Below are 14,858 nucleotides of genomic sequence, written 5' to 3'. Positions count from 1 at the left end.
CTTAAAGTCAACACTCGCAAGCGAAGATCGCTATTGTTTGAAGTTTCTGCGCTCCCCATACTTTCTGTCAATTGGGCGATGCCAAGCTCATTTAATAGACACAATAAAAAAAATGCGGAACTTGTGAGGACTTCACTATGGCTCAGGCCGCAATACTGATTACACCGACCTCCCCCGATGACCTCGCCCTACGCAAGATGTATCGCAAAATCAGTTGGCGCCTATTGCCCTTTCTGTTGTTGTGCTACGTCCTCGCCTATTTAGATCGGGTCAATATCAGTTACGCCAAGATTGCGATGCAGCAGGAATTCGGTCTGACCGATGCAGCTTATGGATTGGCGGCAGGGATTTTCTTTATCGGTTATGTAATGTTCGAAGTGCCGAGCAATCTCTGGCTGGCGCGGGTAGGAATACGTAAGACGCTCAGTCGCATCATGTTGTTGTGGGGGGTGGCTTCAACCTCGATGCTGTTTGTCCATGACAGCACTACCTTTTATGTCCTGCGGTTTTTTCTAGGGGTGTTTGAGGCTGGATTTGCTCCGGGCATGATCCTCTATCTGACCTTCTGGTTTTCAGGTAAGCGTCGCGCTCAAGTAATGGCGTGCGTCCTGTTGGCAGGGCCAGTCTCGAACGTCATCGGTGGACCATTGTCGACCTGGATTATGGGGACTTTCGCCGACATTCATGGTTTGGCGGGATGGCAGTGGATGTTCATCCTCGAAGGGGCGCCTTGCATTCTTTTGGGTATCGCGGCGTTCTTCTTTTTGAGTGACTCGCCGGAACAGGCCAAATGGCTGAGCCAAGAAGAAAAACGGCTGCTGGCGAATGATCTGGAGCAGGTGCAGGCGTCAAAACAACATACTTTCGCTGCCGCCTTGAAAGACTGGCGAATTTACCTGATGGCCCTCATTTACTTCTGTCTGATCTGCGGTCTGTATACCGTCAGTTTCTGGCTGCCGAGCATACTGCGGGACGCTGGCGTAAAGAATATTTTCGAGATCGGGCTCTATTCAATGATCCCTTACAGCGCCGCCATTTTCGCGATGCTGATCAATGCTCGGAGTTCCGACCGCCTGGGCGAGCGCCGCTGGCACGGCGCAGTACCCGCCTTTCTGGGCGCAATAGGCTTAGTGCTGACCGGTTTCAGTTCCGGCAACCTGACGTTGGCGCTGTGCAGTATTACCCTCGCAACGCTATCCACATACTCGGCCTATGCCGTGTTCTGGGCTGTGCCCTCCAGCTACCTCAAAGGTACTGCCGCCGCTGGAGGCATAGCCCTGATCAACAGCATCGGTGCCTTCGGTGGCTTTGTCAGTCCTTCCATCATCGGTGCTCTGAAGACCTTCACCGGCTCGTTCGCTGCGGGGATGGCCGTAATGGCCGTCCTTTTAGTGATCGGCGGTCTTTGCACGTTGGCACTGCGTTTACCGGCCCAGGCTCAACCGTAGGAGCCGGGGATGCATCCCAACTGACGGCACTCCTGCACTCCATTATTCACCGCTAGGAACTCACTGTGATGAAGACTGAACCTCACTACTGCAAAGTCGATGATTTACGCCCTCAAACTGAGGAGCTGACACGTATTCGCCGCCATATTCACCAGCATCCGGAAATGGCCTACGAGGAGTTTCAAACCGCCAAACTCGTTGCAGAGCGCTTACGGGCCTGGGGGTTCAGCGTAACCGAAGGCGTTGGTGAGACCGGTGTGGTAGGCAGCCTGACGGTAGGCGCCGGCAAGAACATTGGCATACGAGCAGACATGGATGCTCTGCCGTTGACCGAGCAGACCGGCTTGCCTTACGCCAGTGTCCATCAGGGAAAAATGCATGCCTGCGGCCACGACGGCCATACCACCATGCTGCTTGGGGCCGCTGAATATCTGGCGCGCACACGAAACTTCCGCGGAACGGTGCACCTCTATTTTCAACCCGCGGAGGAGAAGGGCTTCGATAGCGGTGCGCAACGCATGGTAAATGATGGCTTGTTCGAACGCTTTCCCTGTGATGCCGTGTTCGGAATGCACAACCACCCCGGCGAGGCTCCAGGCACCTTCCTGTTTAGAAGCGGACCGTTCATGTCGGCGAGCGACAAGGTCGCGATTACCATTCATGGTCTCGGAGGCCATGCGGCTCGCCCACACCTTACGGTAGATCCGGTTGTGGTGGCGTCCAGCATTGTCATGTCGCTGCAGACCATTGTCGCGCGCAATATCAACCCTGTTGAACCCGCTGTAGTCACGGTCGGCTTGCTTCAGGCGGGGGTTGCTAACAATGTGATTTCCAGCAGTGCCTACCTTGAGCTGAGCATCCGCTCGTTCAGCAAGCGGGTCCGTAGCCAGTTGAAAGAGCGCATCGAAGCACTGGTCCACGCCCAAGCAAACAGCTATGGAGCAACGGCCACGATCGACTATATGGAAGGTTACCCGGTGATCGACAACGACCGAGCGCAAACCGAATTTGCTCTGCAAGTAGCACGGGAACTGGTGGGTGATGAGCATGTGATTGCCCATGCCGATCAGCTCATGTCCAGCGAGGACTTCGCTTACATGCTTGAGCAGCGGCCAGGTTGTTTTTTACGCCTGGGCAATGGCGTTGGCGAAGATGGTTGTATGGTTCATAACCCGGCCTACGATTTCAATGACAAAAACTTGCCAATCGGTGCTGCCTACTGGGCGCGCCTAGTGGAACGGTATCTAAACTAAAGCAAAAAACCAGACCCTCGTCTTGGGCGATCCAGACTCGCCCAAGCCCGGTAAATCTATAGCAAGTCGCCGCTGCGGCTTAAGTCACGTATTCATGCTGTTCACTCGTTGTAATGCGTTGGAAGCTTGAGCATGCAGCGCAATGCTGCCCACACATCAATGACCAGCGACCACTTGGCTGGACTGCCTGTCACCTTGCGCAAAGCCGTGGACCCGCGCTCTAGATGCGATGAACAGACTGAGGAGTAGCAGTATCAATAACACCCAGGGAAAGGAACCCACTCCCCACTGGCCGAGTAACACGCCACCCAAGAGTCCCCCGCCAGCGACAGCGCTGTTCCAGACGACGACGTTCATGGAGAGAGCAACATCGGCGCCCTTGCCTGCGGCGTCGGCAAGCGCGGTTTGTAGAAGCGTCGCGGCGCCACCAAAGGTCAGGCCCCAGATAAAAACACCTAGATAAATCGCCACGGCAGAGCCTGAAAACAAGCCGAAGAAAACCGAAACGGCTGCGAAGGTTGCGAGACTGGCCAACACTGTCTTGCGCAGATGCCGATCAACCAGCCGCCCCGTTATCCAGATGCCCGCCAAAGCGGCAACACCAAATACCAGCAGAACCAAACCAACCTCATCGGCCAACCCAGCCCTGGAAACAAACGGCGCGACGTAGGTATAAAGAATGTTGTGAGCCAGCATCCAGGTGAAGACGACCCCCAGCACCGAACGTACGCCAGGTGTGAAAAAGACCTGACGCAACGCCATGCGCTGTGAGGAGGATTGGCCAGGGTAGTCCGGCACCTTGATCAGCACCCAGACAATCAACAGCAAGGTCATCCCGGACATCAATCCGAACGCCATGCGCCAGCCCATGAATCCCCCCAGCCAGGTTCCCAAAGGCACGCCCAGCGACAATGCGATGGGCGCTCCCACCATCGCGACTGCCAATGCGCGTCCCTGCAATTGTGGAGCAACCATCCGTCGCGCATAGCCCGCAATGAGGCTCCAGGCCAGTCCCGCAGAAACGCCGGCAAAAAACCGCGCAATCAACGTAAGCCAATAGTGGGAAGACAGCGCCGTGAGGGTATTGAATACCAGGAAGCCGACAACTGTTAGCAGCAACACCGTCCTGCGGCGCCAGCTTTGCGTGGCAATAGTCAGCGGAATTGCTGCCAGCAATGACCCCAAGGCATAAACGGTCACCATCTGCCCAGCCAAAGATGCCGAAATACCAAGCCCGCTGCTGATCTCGGGCAACAAACCCGCGGGCAATGTCTCAGTCACAATGCAAATGAAACCTGTCATCGCCAGTGCCAGTAATGCTCCAAGCGGAAGTTTCCCGCTCTGCGGCTCATCTGTAGTCATTCGATCACTCCCACTAATATACTGATCGGTATAAATATAGGGAGCGGCCGCAGGGTAGTCAATAACTTATGTATCGATTAGTATTTAAGTAACTCTGGAGGAGATCCGACATGGCACAGATGGGACGCCCGCGCACGTTTGACCGTGACCTGGCAATTACTCAGGCACTGCATTTATTTTGGGAGCATGGATACGATGCGACATCCCTGAGTCAGCTTAAGGCTAATATTGGTGGAGGCATCACCGCGCCGAGCTTTTACGCGGCGTTTGGCTCCAAGCAAGCCTTGTTCAACGAGGTAATGGAGCGCTACCTCACTACGCACGGTCGGGTCACCGACAGCCTGTTTGATACGACCCTGCCACCCAAGGAGGCGATTGAACTCACCCTTCGCCGGTCAGCGAAAATGCAATGTGAGCCCGATCATCCCAAGGGGTGTCTGGTGTCGTTGGGCCTGATGAGCGCTTGCTCGGACGAAAGCAAGGCCATTTCAGAACCTCTCGCACAGGCCAGGCGCTTAACCCGCGCAGGCATGGTTGCCTGTATTGAACGTGCTATCGCTGAGGGCGTGCTACCGGCGACCATTACCCCAGACACCCTCGCCGCGGTGTTCGACAGTTTCCTTCTGGGCTTGTCTACATTGGCGCGCGATGGTCTTCCACATGCCACGCTGGATGCCGCAGTGACTCAAGTGATGGGGATATGGGATAGCCTGTGTATTGTTCCCGACGGTCAATGAGCCAGACTCTCAAACGTCAGGAACCTTCCATGTGGTGATGGGCAACTTCGCCTGCAACTGAACACTTAGGTTCTGCTGACCAGCTTCAATTCATAACCGCCTGCGCAACAGGTGTGGACGTGTCCAATTCCCGTTACGTGCGGTCCCGTCACCAGCATGTCCTCATGCGCGAGCCGCTCCAGCAATCGAACTCTCGTGTCGAGGGCCTGGACTGGGTCCATGTCAAAACCGATGCTCCAATGCGGATAGCGCAATTGCAAGAGTGTCGAATGTATGACATCCCCCCAGATCAGCACACGCTGGCCACCGCTCTCAATCTGGATGCCACTGTGACCTGGCGTATGCCCGTGAAGTGGGATCAAGCTGACGCCAGGAATGACGTGTGCATCGGCAGGTAGTGCCTTGATACGTGGCGCATAGGCCGTCAATGCCGAGTTTGCCAATTTGAACAGGCCAGCCTGCGACATCTGAGGATGTTTTTCAGGAGCCGTCGGGTCGGTCCAGAACGCCAACTCCTCGTGCGAAAGAAAGAGCGTCGCGTTGGGATACAACGCACTACCGTCCTCTTTGATAAGACCGCCAACATGGTCCTCATGCATATGAGAAATAATAACGCCTTGAATCTGGTCAAGCGCGTAGCCAGCAGACAGCAACGCCGCCGATGCTTTTCCGAAGCGAGGTCCCAACTCGCGACCACAACCGGCATCGATCAACCAAAGCTCGTCGTTTTTCTTCAAAAGGAATGCGTTGATCGGCTCAGGAACCGGCCCCGATGCGGGGAGACCTGCACTTTTGAATAATGCAGCCCCCTCTTCCGAGGCCGCGGCTTTAATCATGTCCGTACTGCATAGAAAAATTCCGTCCAGTAACGTGACTAGTGTGAATTCGCCGATAGTGTGCTCTTCAATCATTTCTTTATTCTCCAGATTGACCAGGGTAGGTACGCCGCAAGCGTCTTTACGCTCGCGCTCCAACCTTTGAGTGGTGGGTAAATTGCACGAGCAACGCAGCTGCGGAAGCGATCAAGGCCATGGCCATCACCGCGGTCCAGCCGCCGGACTGCCAGCCGATGCTGCCTGCGGCGGAACCGATGGCGCCGAAGGCGAATTGGGACGCCATGAAAATGGTGTTGAAGCGGCCTCGGGCGGTGCCGGCGAGTGCGAGGATTCGCGACTGGTTGTAGATAAGAGACATCTGCAAACCGGTCGTCATCAGAATGGCTCCGACGCTAAGCCCCACCAGATTCACGAACGCGATCATTACGACAAAGCTCGCCACGACAAGGCCGATACCGACGTGACCGGCGTACTGGCCAGCAAGGCGCAACCCCAGTGGGGCAAGCATCACCCCGCCGAGTGCCACCACGCCGAAGAGCCCCGCAGTCCCACTGTTCAACCCAAACCCAGGGCCTTGCAGCAGGAGCGTGAGAATTGTCCAGAACGCACTGAAGCCGAAGAAAACGAGGCTTTGCACCAGTGCGGCCTGGCGAAGTTCAGCGCCATCGCGCACGACCCCAAACAATGAAACAAGCAACTCAATGTATGAAGCGCGGGATTGCGGTTGGCTGGTTGGAAGTTTCGCCGCGAGCCCTGCAAGCATCATCAGAGAAAGCACAGCGCCCAAGAGGAACATCGCGCGCCAGCTGAAATAGGCGCCCACGAAGCCGCTGATCACCCGAGCCAGCAACACCCCAACAAGCAGCGCGCTGGTGATTGATGCGAGAACTCGTTCCCGACTGCTTGGCGGGGATAATTCAGATGCGAGCGGGATGATGTGCTGGGCAATCGTCGCGAACACCCCAATCATGACGGACGCCATTGCAAGGCTATACAGCTCGGGGGCCGCGCTCGCGCAAAGCGTCGCTACCGTGAGCCCTATGCATTGAATGAGGATGAGCCGTCGACGGTCGATCTTGTCGCCTAGTGGCACCAACAGAACCAAGCCCAACGCGTAACCAATCTGTGTCGCAATCGCGACGAGACTGACCTTGGTACCTATCCCGAAGCCGTCCGCAATCAGTCCGAGCAAAGGCTGGTTGTAATACTGGGTGCCTACTGACAAGCCGGTCGCTGCTGCAAGTAACAGTACAAGCCCCCGGCTCATGCCTGCGCCCTCAGTTTCCTGCTTGAGCTCTATAGATGGGGCGTTCATAACATGATCCTCCAGGCAGCGGGGTGCCGTTACCTGAGGTAAAACTCAGGCAAGCAAAAATTCGGGGTATGTGGTTTGTTGCGCTTACAGCCTTAGCGGCGGCTGAGAGGCATGCCGAACAAAACTCGTTTGTCCGCAGGATTTATCGATACATCATCAAGGCCCAGGTCGGTTCCGGTGCGCCACTCGCGCGGCCGCCCGTCGCACTGATCAGGACGCCCTGCCGCAACGCGGCCTGCCAATGGGTCCTGGAAGACTGTGATCGGCCCTCGCTGCGACTTCCGACCAATTCGTAGTGGACAGCGCGACGCCTTGGTAATCGTCAAGAATTGCTACTTTCATCACGTCACGTTCCTATATCCGATTTGGTCCGCAAGCACGTCTAAACCAAGGCTCCATACCAACGGCTGGGTGCGATGCGTGAGATATTGACCGATCGATACATATCTGACAAATTGCTGTTCGTGATGGCATCTATCTCTGCGAGAGATGTAAATGACAACCCTTCGGACCCTCGATCTAAATCTCCTGCATGTGTTTTCCGTGCTCATGGAGGAGAAAAGTGTCAGTAAGGCCGCTGCACGACTATTTATTGGCCAACCGGGTCTTTCGGGCGCGCTGCGACGCCTGCGAGAGACGTTGGACGATGAGTTGTTTGTACGTGTTGGACGAGGTCTGCAGCCAACGCCCAGGGCACTCGCGATTGCACCGGAGATCGCCAAGGCGTTATCTACCATCGAACACGCAGTGCGGGCGCCAGGGGTGTTCGATCCCGCCACATGGGAAGGTGAATTCCGCATTGGCATGTGTGACAACTTCGAGGTAGCACTACTTGGGGCCCTCGCGGCTCGAATCCGCGAACTCGCACCGCGCTCGCGCGTATTGGCAGTCGCTTCGACGAAGCGCGATTCGGTTCAACTTTTAGAGCAGGGCGCTTACGACGTCAGCGTTTCCGTTCACGAAAACCCACCTTCGTGGCACATGTGTGAGTTGCTATTCCAACAACGTCTTGTCTGCCTTTATGACCCCAGGCAGCTAAAACTGACATTGCCGCTGAGCATCAAAAGCTACGCGAAGGCCCAACATGTCATCGTGTCGTCGGAAGGCGACGGCGCGACAAACTTGGACAGCGTGCTCAGCGCTGCCGGGGTCAGGCGCAACATCGTCGCAGGCGTGTCGAGGCACGCGTCAATTGCGCCGTTATTGCTGTCGGTACCGGCGATTGCAACTGTTCCCGAGATCACGGCTTATTGCATGGCGCCGCTTTACGGCCTTGAGGTCACCGCCGCGCCCTTCGAACTGCCTATGGAGCAAATCTCGATGTTGTATAGGCGCACTGATCAAATGGATGGCCGCTCCATTTGGTTCCGGAATATTCTTAAAGAGGTCATATCAGAGACATTAACAATGTCGCACGACGCTGGATGCAGTCGTGCGACTGTCTTGACTTGATCGCCCCCTCTGGACGTGCAAGGACGCGTATCGCGATGTCTGAGCAATTTCTCCCTAAGCTCTTGCTCAAAGGGTTGTGATAGCTGCCAGCCATCCGGCGATGGTTGGAGAGTATCTAGAAAACCCGGGGCGATTCAGACCTCACCAAAACCAATACGGCAAAAACTTGGGTGTCGGCTCATTGGCCAACTCCAGGTGGTAAGTAACAGAGTTAAAGAAAAACATGTCCAATATAAGGAAGGCGATAGCACCAAAAGAGAAAATCACAAACTCACGATGTGGATGCACGCTGAAACGTGTCACCATCCAAGGCCTAACGGCAACAAGGGCAATCAACCCCATGGACGCACCGAGATAGTTCGGCTGAAGTGGAGTCGTCGCATACAGACCATGAATAAACGCAAGCAGTAACAGTCCAAGGCCAACCACTGGCAGGTTTAAGCAAAACCGCAGCAGTTTTTCTCGGATACTTGCAAAGAGAGCGCTGCGATCCACGAAGATGTAGGCAGCCAACAAGGAAATAGCGGGTGTAATTGAAAGTATGTAACGCGCCTTCTTGGAGCTTGGAATCGTGAACAGTACGATCACCACAAGGAGCCAGCCCGAGAGATACAAGAGCATGTTCGTGGCTGGATCAGGTGAGCGTTCAAAAAAGCACTTCCCCTTCTTGGCGATAACGCTCAAAGCGATAAGAGCTGTTACGCCATAGGTCAGCAAGCCGGCAGAGAAATAGAAGTAATAACGAGGCGCGTGGTCACTGCCAAACCGCCCCAGCCCTTGCATGATCAATACCTCTTGTAAAAACGCGTCTCCACCTTGTACGTAGGCAGCCCATGTCAGCACCGCAATGCCTGTGGCCAGGACCAAGCCTGCCAGCAAGCAAAACACAACCAGCATGCGCCATTGCTTGCTCAAAAAATAATAAGCGGCGACCACACTGGCGGGGCCGATCAGACCAATGGGGCCACGAAATGCAAAGCCCAGCGCAAGGCCTGCGAGCACAAGCAGCAAGCGGAAACGTTGTTTGTATACCTCTCCCGTGTAGGCCAGATAAAAACACACCACTGTAAAAAGCGCGGGGTATATATCCAGTGCCAAGGAGTTTACGCCGTCCAGAAATGACCAGGTGAACAGGGCAAACACAACACCATATGCGCCCCATTTTTTCTCATGCAATGCACCGAGCTTGTAAACAAACACCAGCATCAAGGCCGCGGCAACACAGAAGGGAAGGCCCATTGAAAGAATCGATACACGACCAAACGGCAAAGAAACCAGATAAACAAGGAGCGTATTGATCACCGTGTAATCGGGATATGGCCGCAGATCATCCGCAATTGGAAACAGCGTCACCCCATGCGCGAGCATATATTGAGCAAAATCGACAAAGCGCGTTGTGTAATTGAGCACAGCAGGCTTGTATTGCAGCACTGCAAACACGAGGAATGTCAATATAAAAATAAATGAGCATGGCTTTTTTACAGCCATTTCCTTTAGCACTTTCATGTGGACCTACTATCCCAAAAAACTCGCAGGCTAGCATTTTGCTTTTTGCGCCATCCAGACAAAAACAGTGAAAACTTGTTAAACACATGCGACCTATTGACTCAACTAATCAACTAGCATGCGAGTTCTGAACATCAGCTGAACACACTCTAAAAACATGCAAACAGCCCAGCGCTGGTATTGACTCTCTCACCAATAAACTCTATGGATTCGCCAATTTCGAACTATCGAGCACGGACTAGCACGTACATCGGCGTCATGTTGCATCCAGGGAAATCCCCCGCCGTCGGGTGATATTCGTCATTGCCCGTGTTGTAACCCACCGCACGGTCTATGGCAGCGCCGACCACCGTGGGCTCCAGATCATCAAGATAGAACGGGCCCTCCAGGCCAATGCATCACCAGCTCACAATCATCGGCAACCCGGGACGGAAATCGTGTGCCTGGCCGCTGGCGCCATGATCGATTTCCAGTAAGAGCAGGTGTTCATCACCCTGAACAATTTCAAATCCTTTCAGCTGGTTTGCGCAGGTGGCAGCGGTCGAAAACGCGTGGTGGTCGGGCGTGATAACGCGCAACGATGTCATCTCGCGAAAGCCGTTGGGATGTTCAAACGGCTGCGCTCGCTCAGCAGGCGCCTCATCTGGCCTCTTGGCAAACGAAAGAAAAAACCACATCGGTTCGGATATCGGCGCATGCCCTACGTCGACTTTCAGCGCGGCGGGTAAGTAAACAGGTCGATATTCCCAGACCGGAAACAGTGGCTTCTCGTCGACGCTGGAGGGTCTGAAGCAAATGCCAAAGGGCGAAGCGAGCCCATCCGTACACGTGAGGCGGTCAAAGAGTTGGGTTGGCGCGGTTAACGGACTTTGAGCTTCCAACTCATCGGTGAGATGCAAAAGCTCAATGAATGAGTTTCGCCAGAAGAACCTTCTATTGGCCGTGCCTTGGCCGGGGTGGACGTTTGGCGTCCCTTCAGCAAGCCCGAGGGCTTTCAACGCATCAGCGCCTTGGCCGTCATCATTCACACAAATAAAGATGTGATCCACTTCCATCGTTAATTCCCTTTAATCCCAGGCGTTGATTGCCCAACTATGCGGCCACAGGTTAACAACCTCACTCGCCCGCTGCATCGGTGCGTAATTGCATGGACTTGGCCACCCGTTTGCATTCGACTTAACCAGTCGTTTGCATCGAATTTGACCAGCGCACTGGGTGGCCTTGACCGGCAAAAAACGTCCAATAGCTGCCGGTGACGAGAAACTGAGCTCAAAGACATAGACTGGTCGTAGACACCGATTCCGTAACTCCGTAATGTGCGCAGAAGTCACACCCCTTTGCATCCCCGCTATATGTCGCATTGCTATGCACGACACTCACGTGGATCAAGGAGTGAAGCAAGAACAATAAGCGTCATTAGAAACAAATGACGCAAAAATTCACCCCACCTATATCGCCAATATTAGCAGTGAGCCAAATGAAAAGTTACTGGACACCCACAAAAATCATCGGCTGTTTCGGTATTGCTTTTACTGTTATGGCGGCAACTACAAGCTATGTAGGTGCAAACAACCCAATATTGACATTAAACGAGAATCAAATTCTTTATCTATTTTCAACTTCAGCGCAAGTTTTAGCTGGGGTCTATGGACTAACTCTCACAGGCTTCATATTTTTCCGCAACGAGCTAAGTCGCGAAGAGATTGAAGATGAAACTTTAGTTGAGACTGTAGAGAGCCTCAAAAGCAGATACTTCACTTTGTTGCTATTTGTAACTCTATCTTCCGTTGCTACCTTGCTACTCTCAAACTTGGCTATATCATACGAGGGCGCGGGAACATCGTTTAGTACGATAATTATAAATTCAGCTCAATCCGCTTTTATAACAACGTTGCTGGCCGTGACCTATTTTATTTTTGAAGTCATATCACCCAAACGAATTGAAAGAGAAAGCAGGAAGCTTCAGAGCCAGGTGGACCCTGCAAGAGAGGAAGCGAACAAAGGAAGTCTTGAAGAATTCTTGAAAAACTATAATCAAATTGAAGAAATCATCGCCAAGTACGGCTCAATATATCAAACAGCATCTTCAATAGGATACACCAGTCGACCTCGCCGACATATTTCCAATGCAAAACTAACCGAAATACTTTTCCGAAATGAAAAGATTAGTGAGTCGCTATATGGAGAAATCCGGGCTCTAATAACTCTCCGCAACTCGATAATTCATGGTGCAGAACCGGTTGTCAGTGATCACGTTGTGATTAACTCCTCAATTATTTTGAATGAGCTACAGAAAGAATTGGACCTAAGTATTTGACGACTAGCTGGCGTCTCTTCGTTCAATAGGGACGGCCTAAAGCCAGCCCCTTAACCAAACTTCATACAATGCCTGCAGTTGGCCGATTACTGCCTATCGCGAGGGGACTGAAGTCGGCCAAAAGCAGATGAATGTCATTTGCAGAAAAGCTGATATCGCTTATCGTCCAAGCACTATGATCAATACGATTACTTCAAAGAAAAACAGCGTGGACTGCACCGCTGGTCGCTGTGGCTGCAAAAAATGTTTTTGAGGCAGAGTAAGCAGTTGTTGATATGAGGAGTGAACAGCGAGAGCCCACCGATTTAAAGGTGAGCCCTCTCGGAGTTTACAACATGTCAGCTAATAGCTTAGAAACTGGATCCGCTTTTTTTCTTTTTACGTCTTTGATATAAGCCGCTCTAAGTTTGCTACACATATTTTTACACCATTTTTGGCTTTTTAAGTCACGCTTGTAGTCGAATCCGTCTTCATTATCGCGAAGCTCGTCTACTTCTGCGTTAAGATCAGAGACTGTAGTGTTTGCCAGCGCAGTAAAAACATCCAAAAACTCTTGTAACTTACCATTGTCAAGCACTGTTTTAATGTTGTTGAGTACGTTTTTTCCAACGGGATCGTCTTTGATTATTTCGGAGACTACATAGCCTAAGAAATACCTTGTTAAGGTATAGTTTCCGAATAGTTGATCGTCAAACGAATCAAGAGTGTCTTTAATTGCGTCAAGAGCCAAATAAAGGCCAATGATTTTAGCCCCGGTTACATCCGACCTTCCAAAAATTTTAGAGTAAGAATCATCCATAACCTTATATTTCTGGTGACAGCTCCAAGGCTCACCTAAGTCTAGCGCCAGGAGAGCGAGTCCTGCATTTTCGTTGGATATAATTGTAGAGCCTTTTAGTACAACTTCGCCCTGTTTAACCTGTAGTGAGTATTTTCCGCTTTTATCTAACGAGACTTCTTTTTTTAATCGTTGTTGTATGCCGTGATTAGATCGCATATCCCGCGCTTTAATGGCGTTTTGGTTGTTGCTGTTTTGTGTGATTTTGTCTGTTAAAACCTCATCACCACCAAGTGCTATGACTTTTACTAAAACTTTCAGGTCTGCAGATATGCTCGATTTGGCGTTGAGTAAAGAGGTTAGGCTTTGGGCGCCGTTAACCACCATATATTTCGTTACCGATAATTTATCCTCGCTTTCTGCTTCCATATGATCACATAACACAGTTATGCCATTATGGTAAAGCGGGAAATTCTTATGTTCTTTTTTGTCTTTTATACTTGAGAGCAGGCTTTTGTTGACCTTGGTATTTCCAAGCGAAAACCGTACGTTTCTACTAAAAAGACTACTGTCAGAAATACCTTTCATATGGGTTAACTGAAGCGCATTGGCAAGAAATATTTTTGCCGTGACTCCATCGCTGGTTTGATAATCAATGATTTCTGTATCTGAAGTGTTGAATTCAAAAGTGTCATTTACGCCAGCGTCTGCATCAATATCGATGAAGTCGGCTACGATTTTGTTTGCGTCATACACTGTGATGTCGCTAACATTTTTTAGATAGTCAATGCCCTCGCTGTTGAGGCTGGCATTTGTACAAAAAACACCTTCAACTGAGTATCCGGCTTCAATTTTTTCCTTCAGATTAATTCGCCGAATCGTTGCTTTAAGTCCCTCGTGAGCTTTTCCTGCAAGAAGGGTGTCAATAGTTTCAGGCGTTTGGAACTGAGCCAGTGTGCCAGTAAATTCCTTTAGGTCAGTATCGCCAAGTGTGGATTTGTCGGAATTTTTAAACTTTGACTGGAATATATATATTGTTTCAAGCGTGTCATTTATAAGTAGCGCATCCACACCCTTATCTTGTTTCATGTCTACACATGCATCGTCAGCGTCTTGAGCGTCCAATCTGAAAATATTTTCAAGAATCCATTTTAGAAACTGCATAGTCTCAGTTGGGGACCTTTTTGCATAAGGCTTTAGATGTTTGCTGGTAAGAATTTGAAATTTTAAATCATTAATATCCATATATTCCCCGCCTGATTTAAATTAAAGAAAATCACATCTTGCAGTATTGAAATTCTTAAAGTCAATAAAAATTTTGCGCTAATCAAATTTGCATTAGATGTTTCAAATATGACTTCCTAATGCGCTAATTGACGTAAGGCTAGCTGTGGGTTGTCAATGAGAAATTTCTTGAAAAGCCATAGGAAGTCAAACCTTTACAATTTTAAATTCCCTGATTCCATTCTAACGTCGTGAATATAAGATACAATTTTGCTTGCGGTCTGCGTGAATTTTTTTGAACCGACACTCACTAGCTGGCAAGTATTACTAAGCCATATTCACCTCTATTTATCGCGTCGTCACGTGAATCTGGCCGGCTATTTTCCTAGATTTCCCCTTAGACTGGCAGCAATAAAGCAGCTAGTTAGACGATAGCCTAACGCCAGTAAGACACGCAACGTCCAAAAGGCTAGAAGCAGCCGACTAAATCGGATGGTGCCCGCCAGAAGCCGTTAGTCATTTCATCACCCCAAAATTCGTAGGCACTGTGCGACCGAGATTGGCCAGATGCTGCGGTTCGCGAACGGCGGCTGAGGGTCGATTGTGTTGAAAAAGTCGGTTTTCTCAAAC

Annotated in this window: 11 protein-coding genes; 5 read left to right on the top strand and 6 right to left on the bottom strand. The window is 51.4% G+C overall.

What is annotated here, in order from left to right; translation table 11 throughout:
- Positions 1 to 137: 137 nt before the first annotated feature.
- Both NR164_RS16680 and NR164_RS16675 read left to right on the top strand, forming a co-directional pair.
- Positions 138 to 1,448 (top strand): MFS transporter, encoded by a 1,311-nt coding sequence (locus tag NR164_RS16680; protein ID WP_079444731.1) that lies wholly within the window; start codon positions 138 to 140, stop codon positions 1,446 to 1,448.
- A 68-nt stretch (positions 1,449 to 1,516) separates the two neighbouring features.
- On the top strand, positions 1,517 to 2,701 hold the full coding sequence (locus tag NR164_RS16675) for a M20 aminoacylase family protein (RefSeq protein ID WP_057005087.1): 1,185 nt from the start codon (positions 1,517 to 1,519) through the stop codon (positions 2,699 to 2,701).
- Between the two features lie 156 nt (positions 2,702 to 2,857).
- Here NR164_RS16675 and NR164_RS16670 read toward each other — a convergent pair whose 3' ends face one another.
- A complete protein-coding gene (locus NR164_RS16670) occupies positions 2,858 to 4,063 on the bottom strand; it encodes an MFS transporter (protein ID WP_256822998.1) in 1,206 nt (401 codons plus the stop codon).
- 110 nt (positions 4,064 to 4,173) lie between these two features.
- On the opposite strand from NR164_RS16670, the gene NR164_RS16665 reads away from it, so the two are divergent.
- Entirely contained in the window at positions 4,174 to 4,800 is a 627-nt protein-coding gene (locus tag NR164_RS16665; RefSeq protein ID WP_057005089.1) for a TetR/AcrR family transcriptional regulator, read from the top strand.
- Between the two features lie 65 nt (positions 4,801 to 4,865).
- Here NR164_RS16665 and NR164_RS16660 read toward each other — a convergent pair whose 3' ends face one another.
- Both NR164_RS16660 and NR164_RS16655 read right to left on the bottom strand, forming a co-directional pair.
- Positions 4,866 to 5,711, bottom strand: a complete 846-nt coding sequence (locus NR164_RS16660; protein ID WP_256822997.1) for an MBL fold metallo-hydrolase — start codon at positions 5,709 to 5,711, stop codon at positions 4,866 to 4,868.
- 46 nt (positions 5,712 to 5,757) lie between these two features.
- The gene (locus tag NR164_RS16655; protein ID WP_241561592.1) at positions 5,758 to 6,951 is read right to left on the bottom strand and encodes an MFS transporter; all 1,194 of its coding nucleotides are present in this window, start codon (positions 6,949 to 6,951) and stop codon (positions 5,758 to 5,760) included.
- Between the two features lie 495 nt (positions 6,952 to 7,446).
- On the opposite strand from NR164_RS16655, the gene NR164_RS16650 reads away from it, so the two are divergent.
- Entirely contained in the window at positions 7,447 to 8,403 is a 957-nt protein-coding gene (locus NR164_RS16650) for a LysR substrate-binding domain-containing protein (RefSeq protein ID WP_126588640.1), read from the top strand.
- A gap of 141 nt (positions 8,404 to 8,544) precedes the next feature.
- Here NR164_RS16650 and NR164_RS16645 read toward each other — a convergent pair whose 3' ends face one another.
- Both NR164_RS16645 and NR164_RS16640 read right to left on the bottom strand, forming a co-directional pair.
- Complete coding sequence (locus NR164_RS16645) at positions 8,545 to 9,909, bottom strand: glycosyltransferase family 39 protein (RefSeq protein WP_256822996.1); 1,365 nt, start codon at positions 9,907 to 9,909, stop codon at positions 8,545 to 8,547.
- Positions 9,910 to 10,307: 398 nt separating this feature from the next.
- Positions 10,308 to 10,964 carry a VOC family protein gene (locus tag NR164_RS16640; protein WP_256822995.1) on the bottom strand — a complete coding sequence of 219 codons (657 nt, stop codon included), beginning with the start codon at positions 10,962 to 10,964 and terminating at the stop codon, positions 10,308 to 10,310.
- A 422-nt stretch (positions 10,965 to 11,386) separates the two neighbouring features.
- Here NR164_RS16640 and NR164_RS16635 point away from each other — a divergent pair, with 422 nt between their 5' ends.
- Complete coding sequence (locus NR164_RS16635) at positions 11,387 to 12,226, top strand: hypothetical protein (protein ID WP_256822994.1); 840 nt, start codon at positions 11,387 to 11,389, stop codon at positions 12,224 to 12,226.
- 328 nt (positions 12,227 to 12,554) lie between these two features.
- On the opposite strand, the gene NR164_RS16630 is transcribed toward NR164_RS16635, so the two are convergent.
- Positions 12,555 to 14,249, bottom strand: a complete 1,695-nt coding sequence (locus NR164_RS16630) for an AIPR family protein (protein ID WP_256822993.1) — start codon at positions 14,247 to 14,249, stop codon at positions 12,555 to 12,557.
- Positions 14,250 to 14,858: the final 609 nt, after the last annotated feature.

This window comes from Pseudomonas sp. Pse79 (genome assembly GCF_024519615.1).
GTDB classification, from domain to species: Bacteria; Pseudomonadota; Gammaproteobacteria; order Pseudomonadales; family Pseudomonadaceae; genus Aquipseudomonas; species Aquipseudomonas veronii.
The sequence above is the reverse complement of the archived record's forward strand: the minus strand, read 5'-3'. Positions and strand labels throughout refer to the sequence as shown.

Excerpts from the sequence above, each read along its gene's own strand:
- NR164_RS16680 (WP_079444731.1), top strand. The coding sequence starts at position 138 with ATGGCTCAGGCCGCAATACTGATTACACCGACCTCCCCCGATGACCTC.
- NR164_RS16675 (WP_057005087.1), top strand. The coding sequence starts at position 1,517 with ATGAAGACTGAACCTCACTACTGCAAAGTCGATGATTTACGCCCTCAA.
- NR164_RS16670 (WP_256822998.1), bottom strand. The coding sequence starts at position 4,063 with ATGACTACAGATGAGCCGCAGAGCGGGAAACTTCCGCTTGGAGCATTA.
- NR164_RS16665 (WP_057005089.1), top strand. The coding sequence starts at position 4,174 with ATGGCACAGATGGGACGCCCGCGCACGTTTGACCGTGACCTGGCAATT.
- NR164_RS16660 (WP_256822997.1), bottom strand. The coding sequence starts at position 5,711 with ATGATTGAAGAGCACACTATCGGCGAATTCACACTAGTCACGTTACTG.
- NR164_RS16655 (WP_241561592.1), bottom strand. The coding sequence starts at position 6,951 with ATGAACGCCCCATCTATAGAGCTCAAGCAGGAAACTGAGGGCGCAGGC.
- NR164_RS16650 (WP_126588640.1), top strand. The coding sequence starts at position 7,447 with ATGACAACCCTTCGGACCCTCGATCTAAATCTCCTGCATGTGTTTTCC.
- NR164_RS16645 (WP_256822996.1), bottom strand. The coding sequence starts at position 9,909 with ATGAAAGTGCTAAAGGAAATGGCTGTAAAAAAGCCATGCTCATTTATT.
- NR164_RS16640 (WP_256822995.1), bottom strand. The coding sequence starts at position 10,964 with ATGGAAGTGGATCACATCTTTATTTGTGTGAATGATGACGGCCAAGGC.
- NR164_RS16635 (WP_256822994.1), top strand. The coding sequence starts at position 11,387 with ATGAAAAGTTACTGGACACCCACAAAAATCATCGGCTGTTTCGGTATT.
- NR164_RS16630 (WP_256822993.1), bottom strand. The coding sequence starts at position 14,249 with ATGGATATTAATGATTTAAAATTTCAAATTCTTACCAGCAAACATCTA.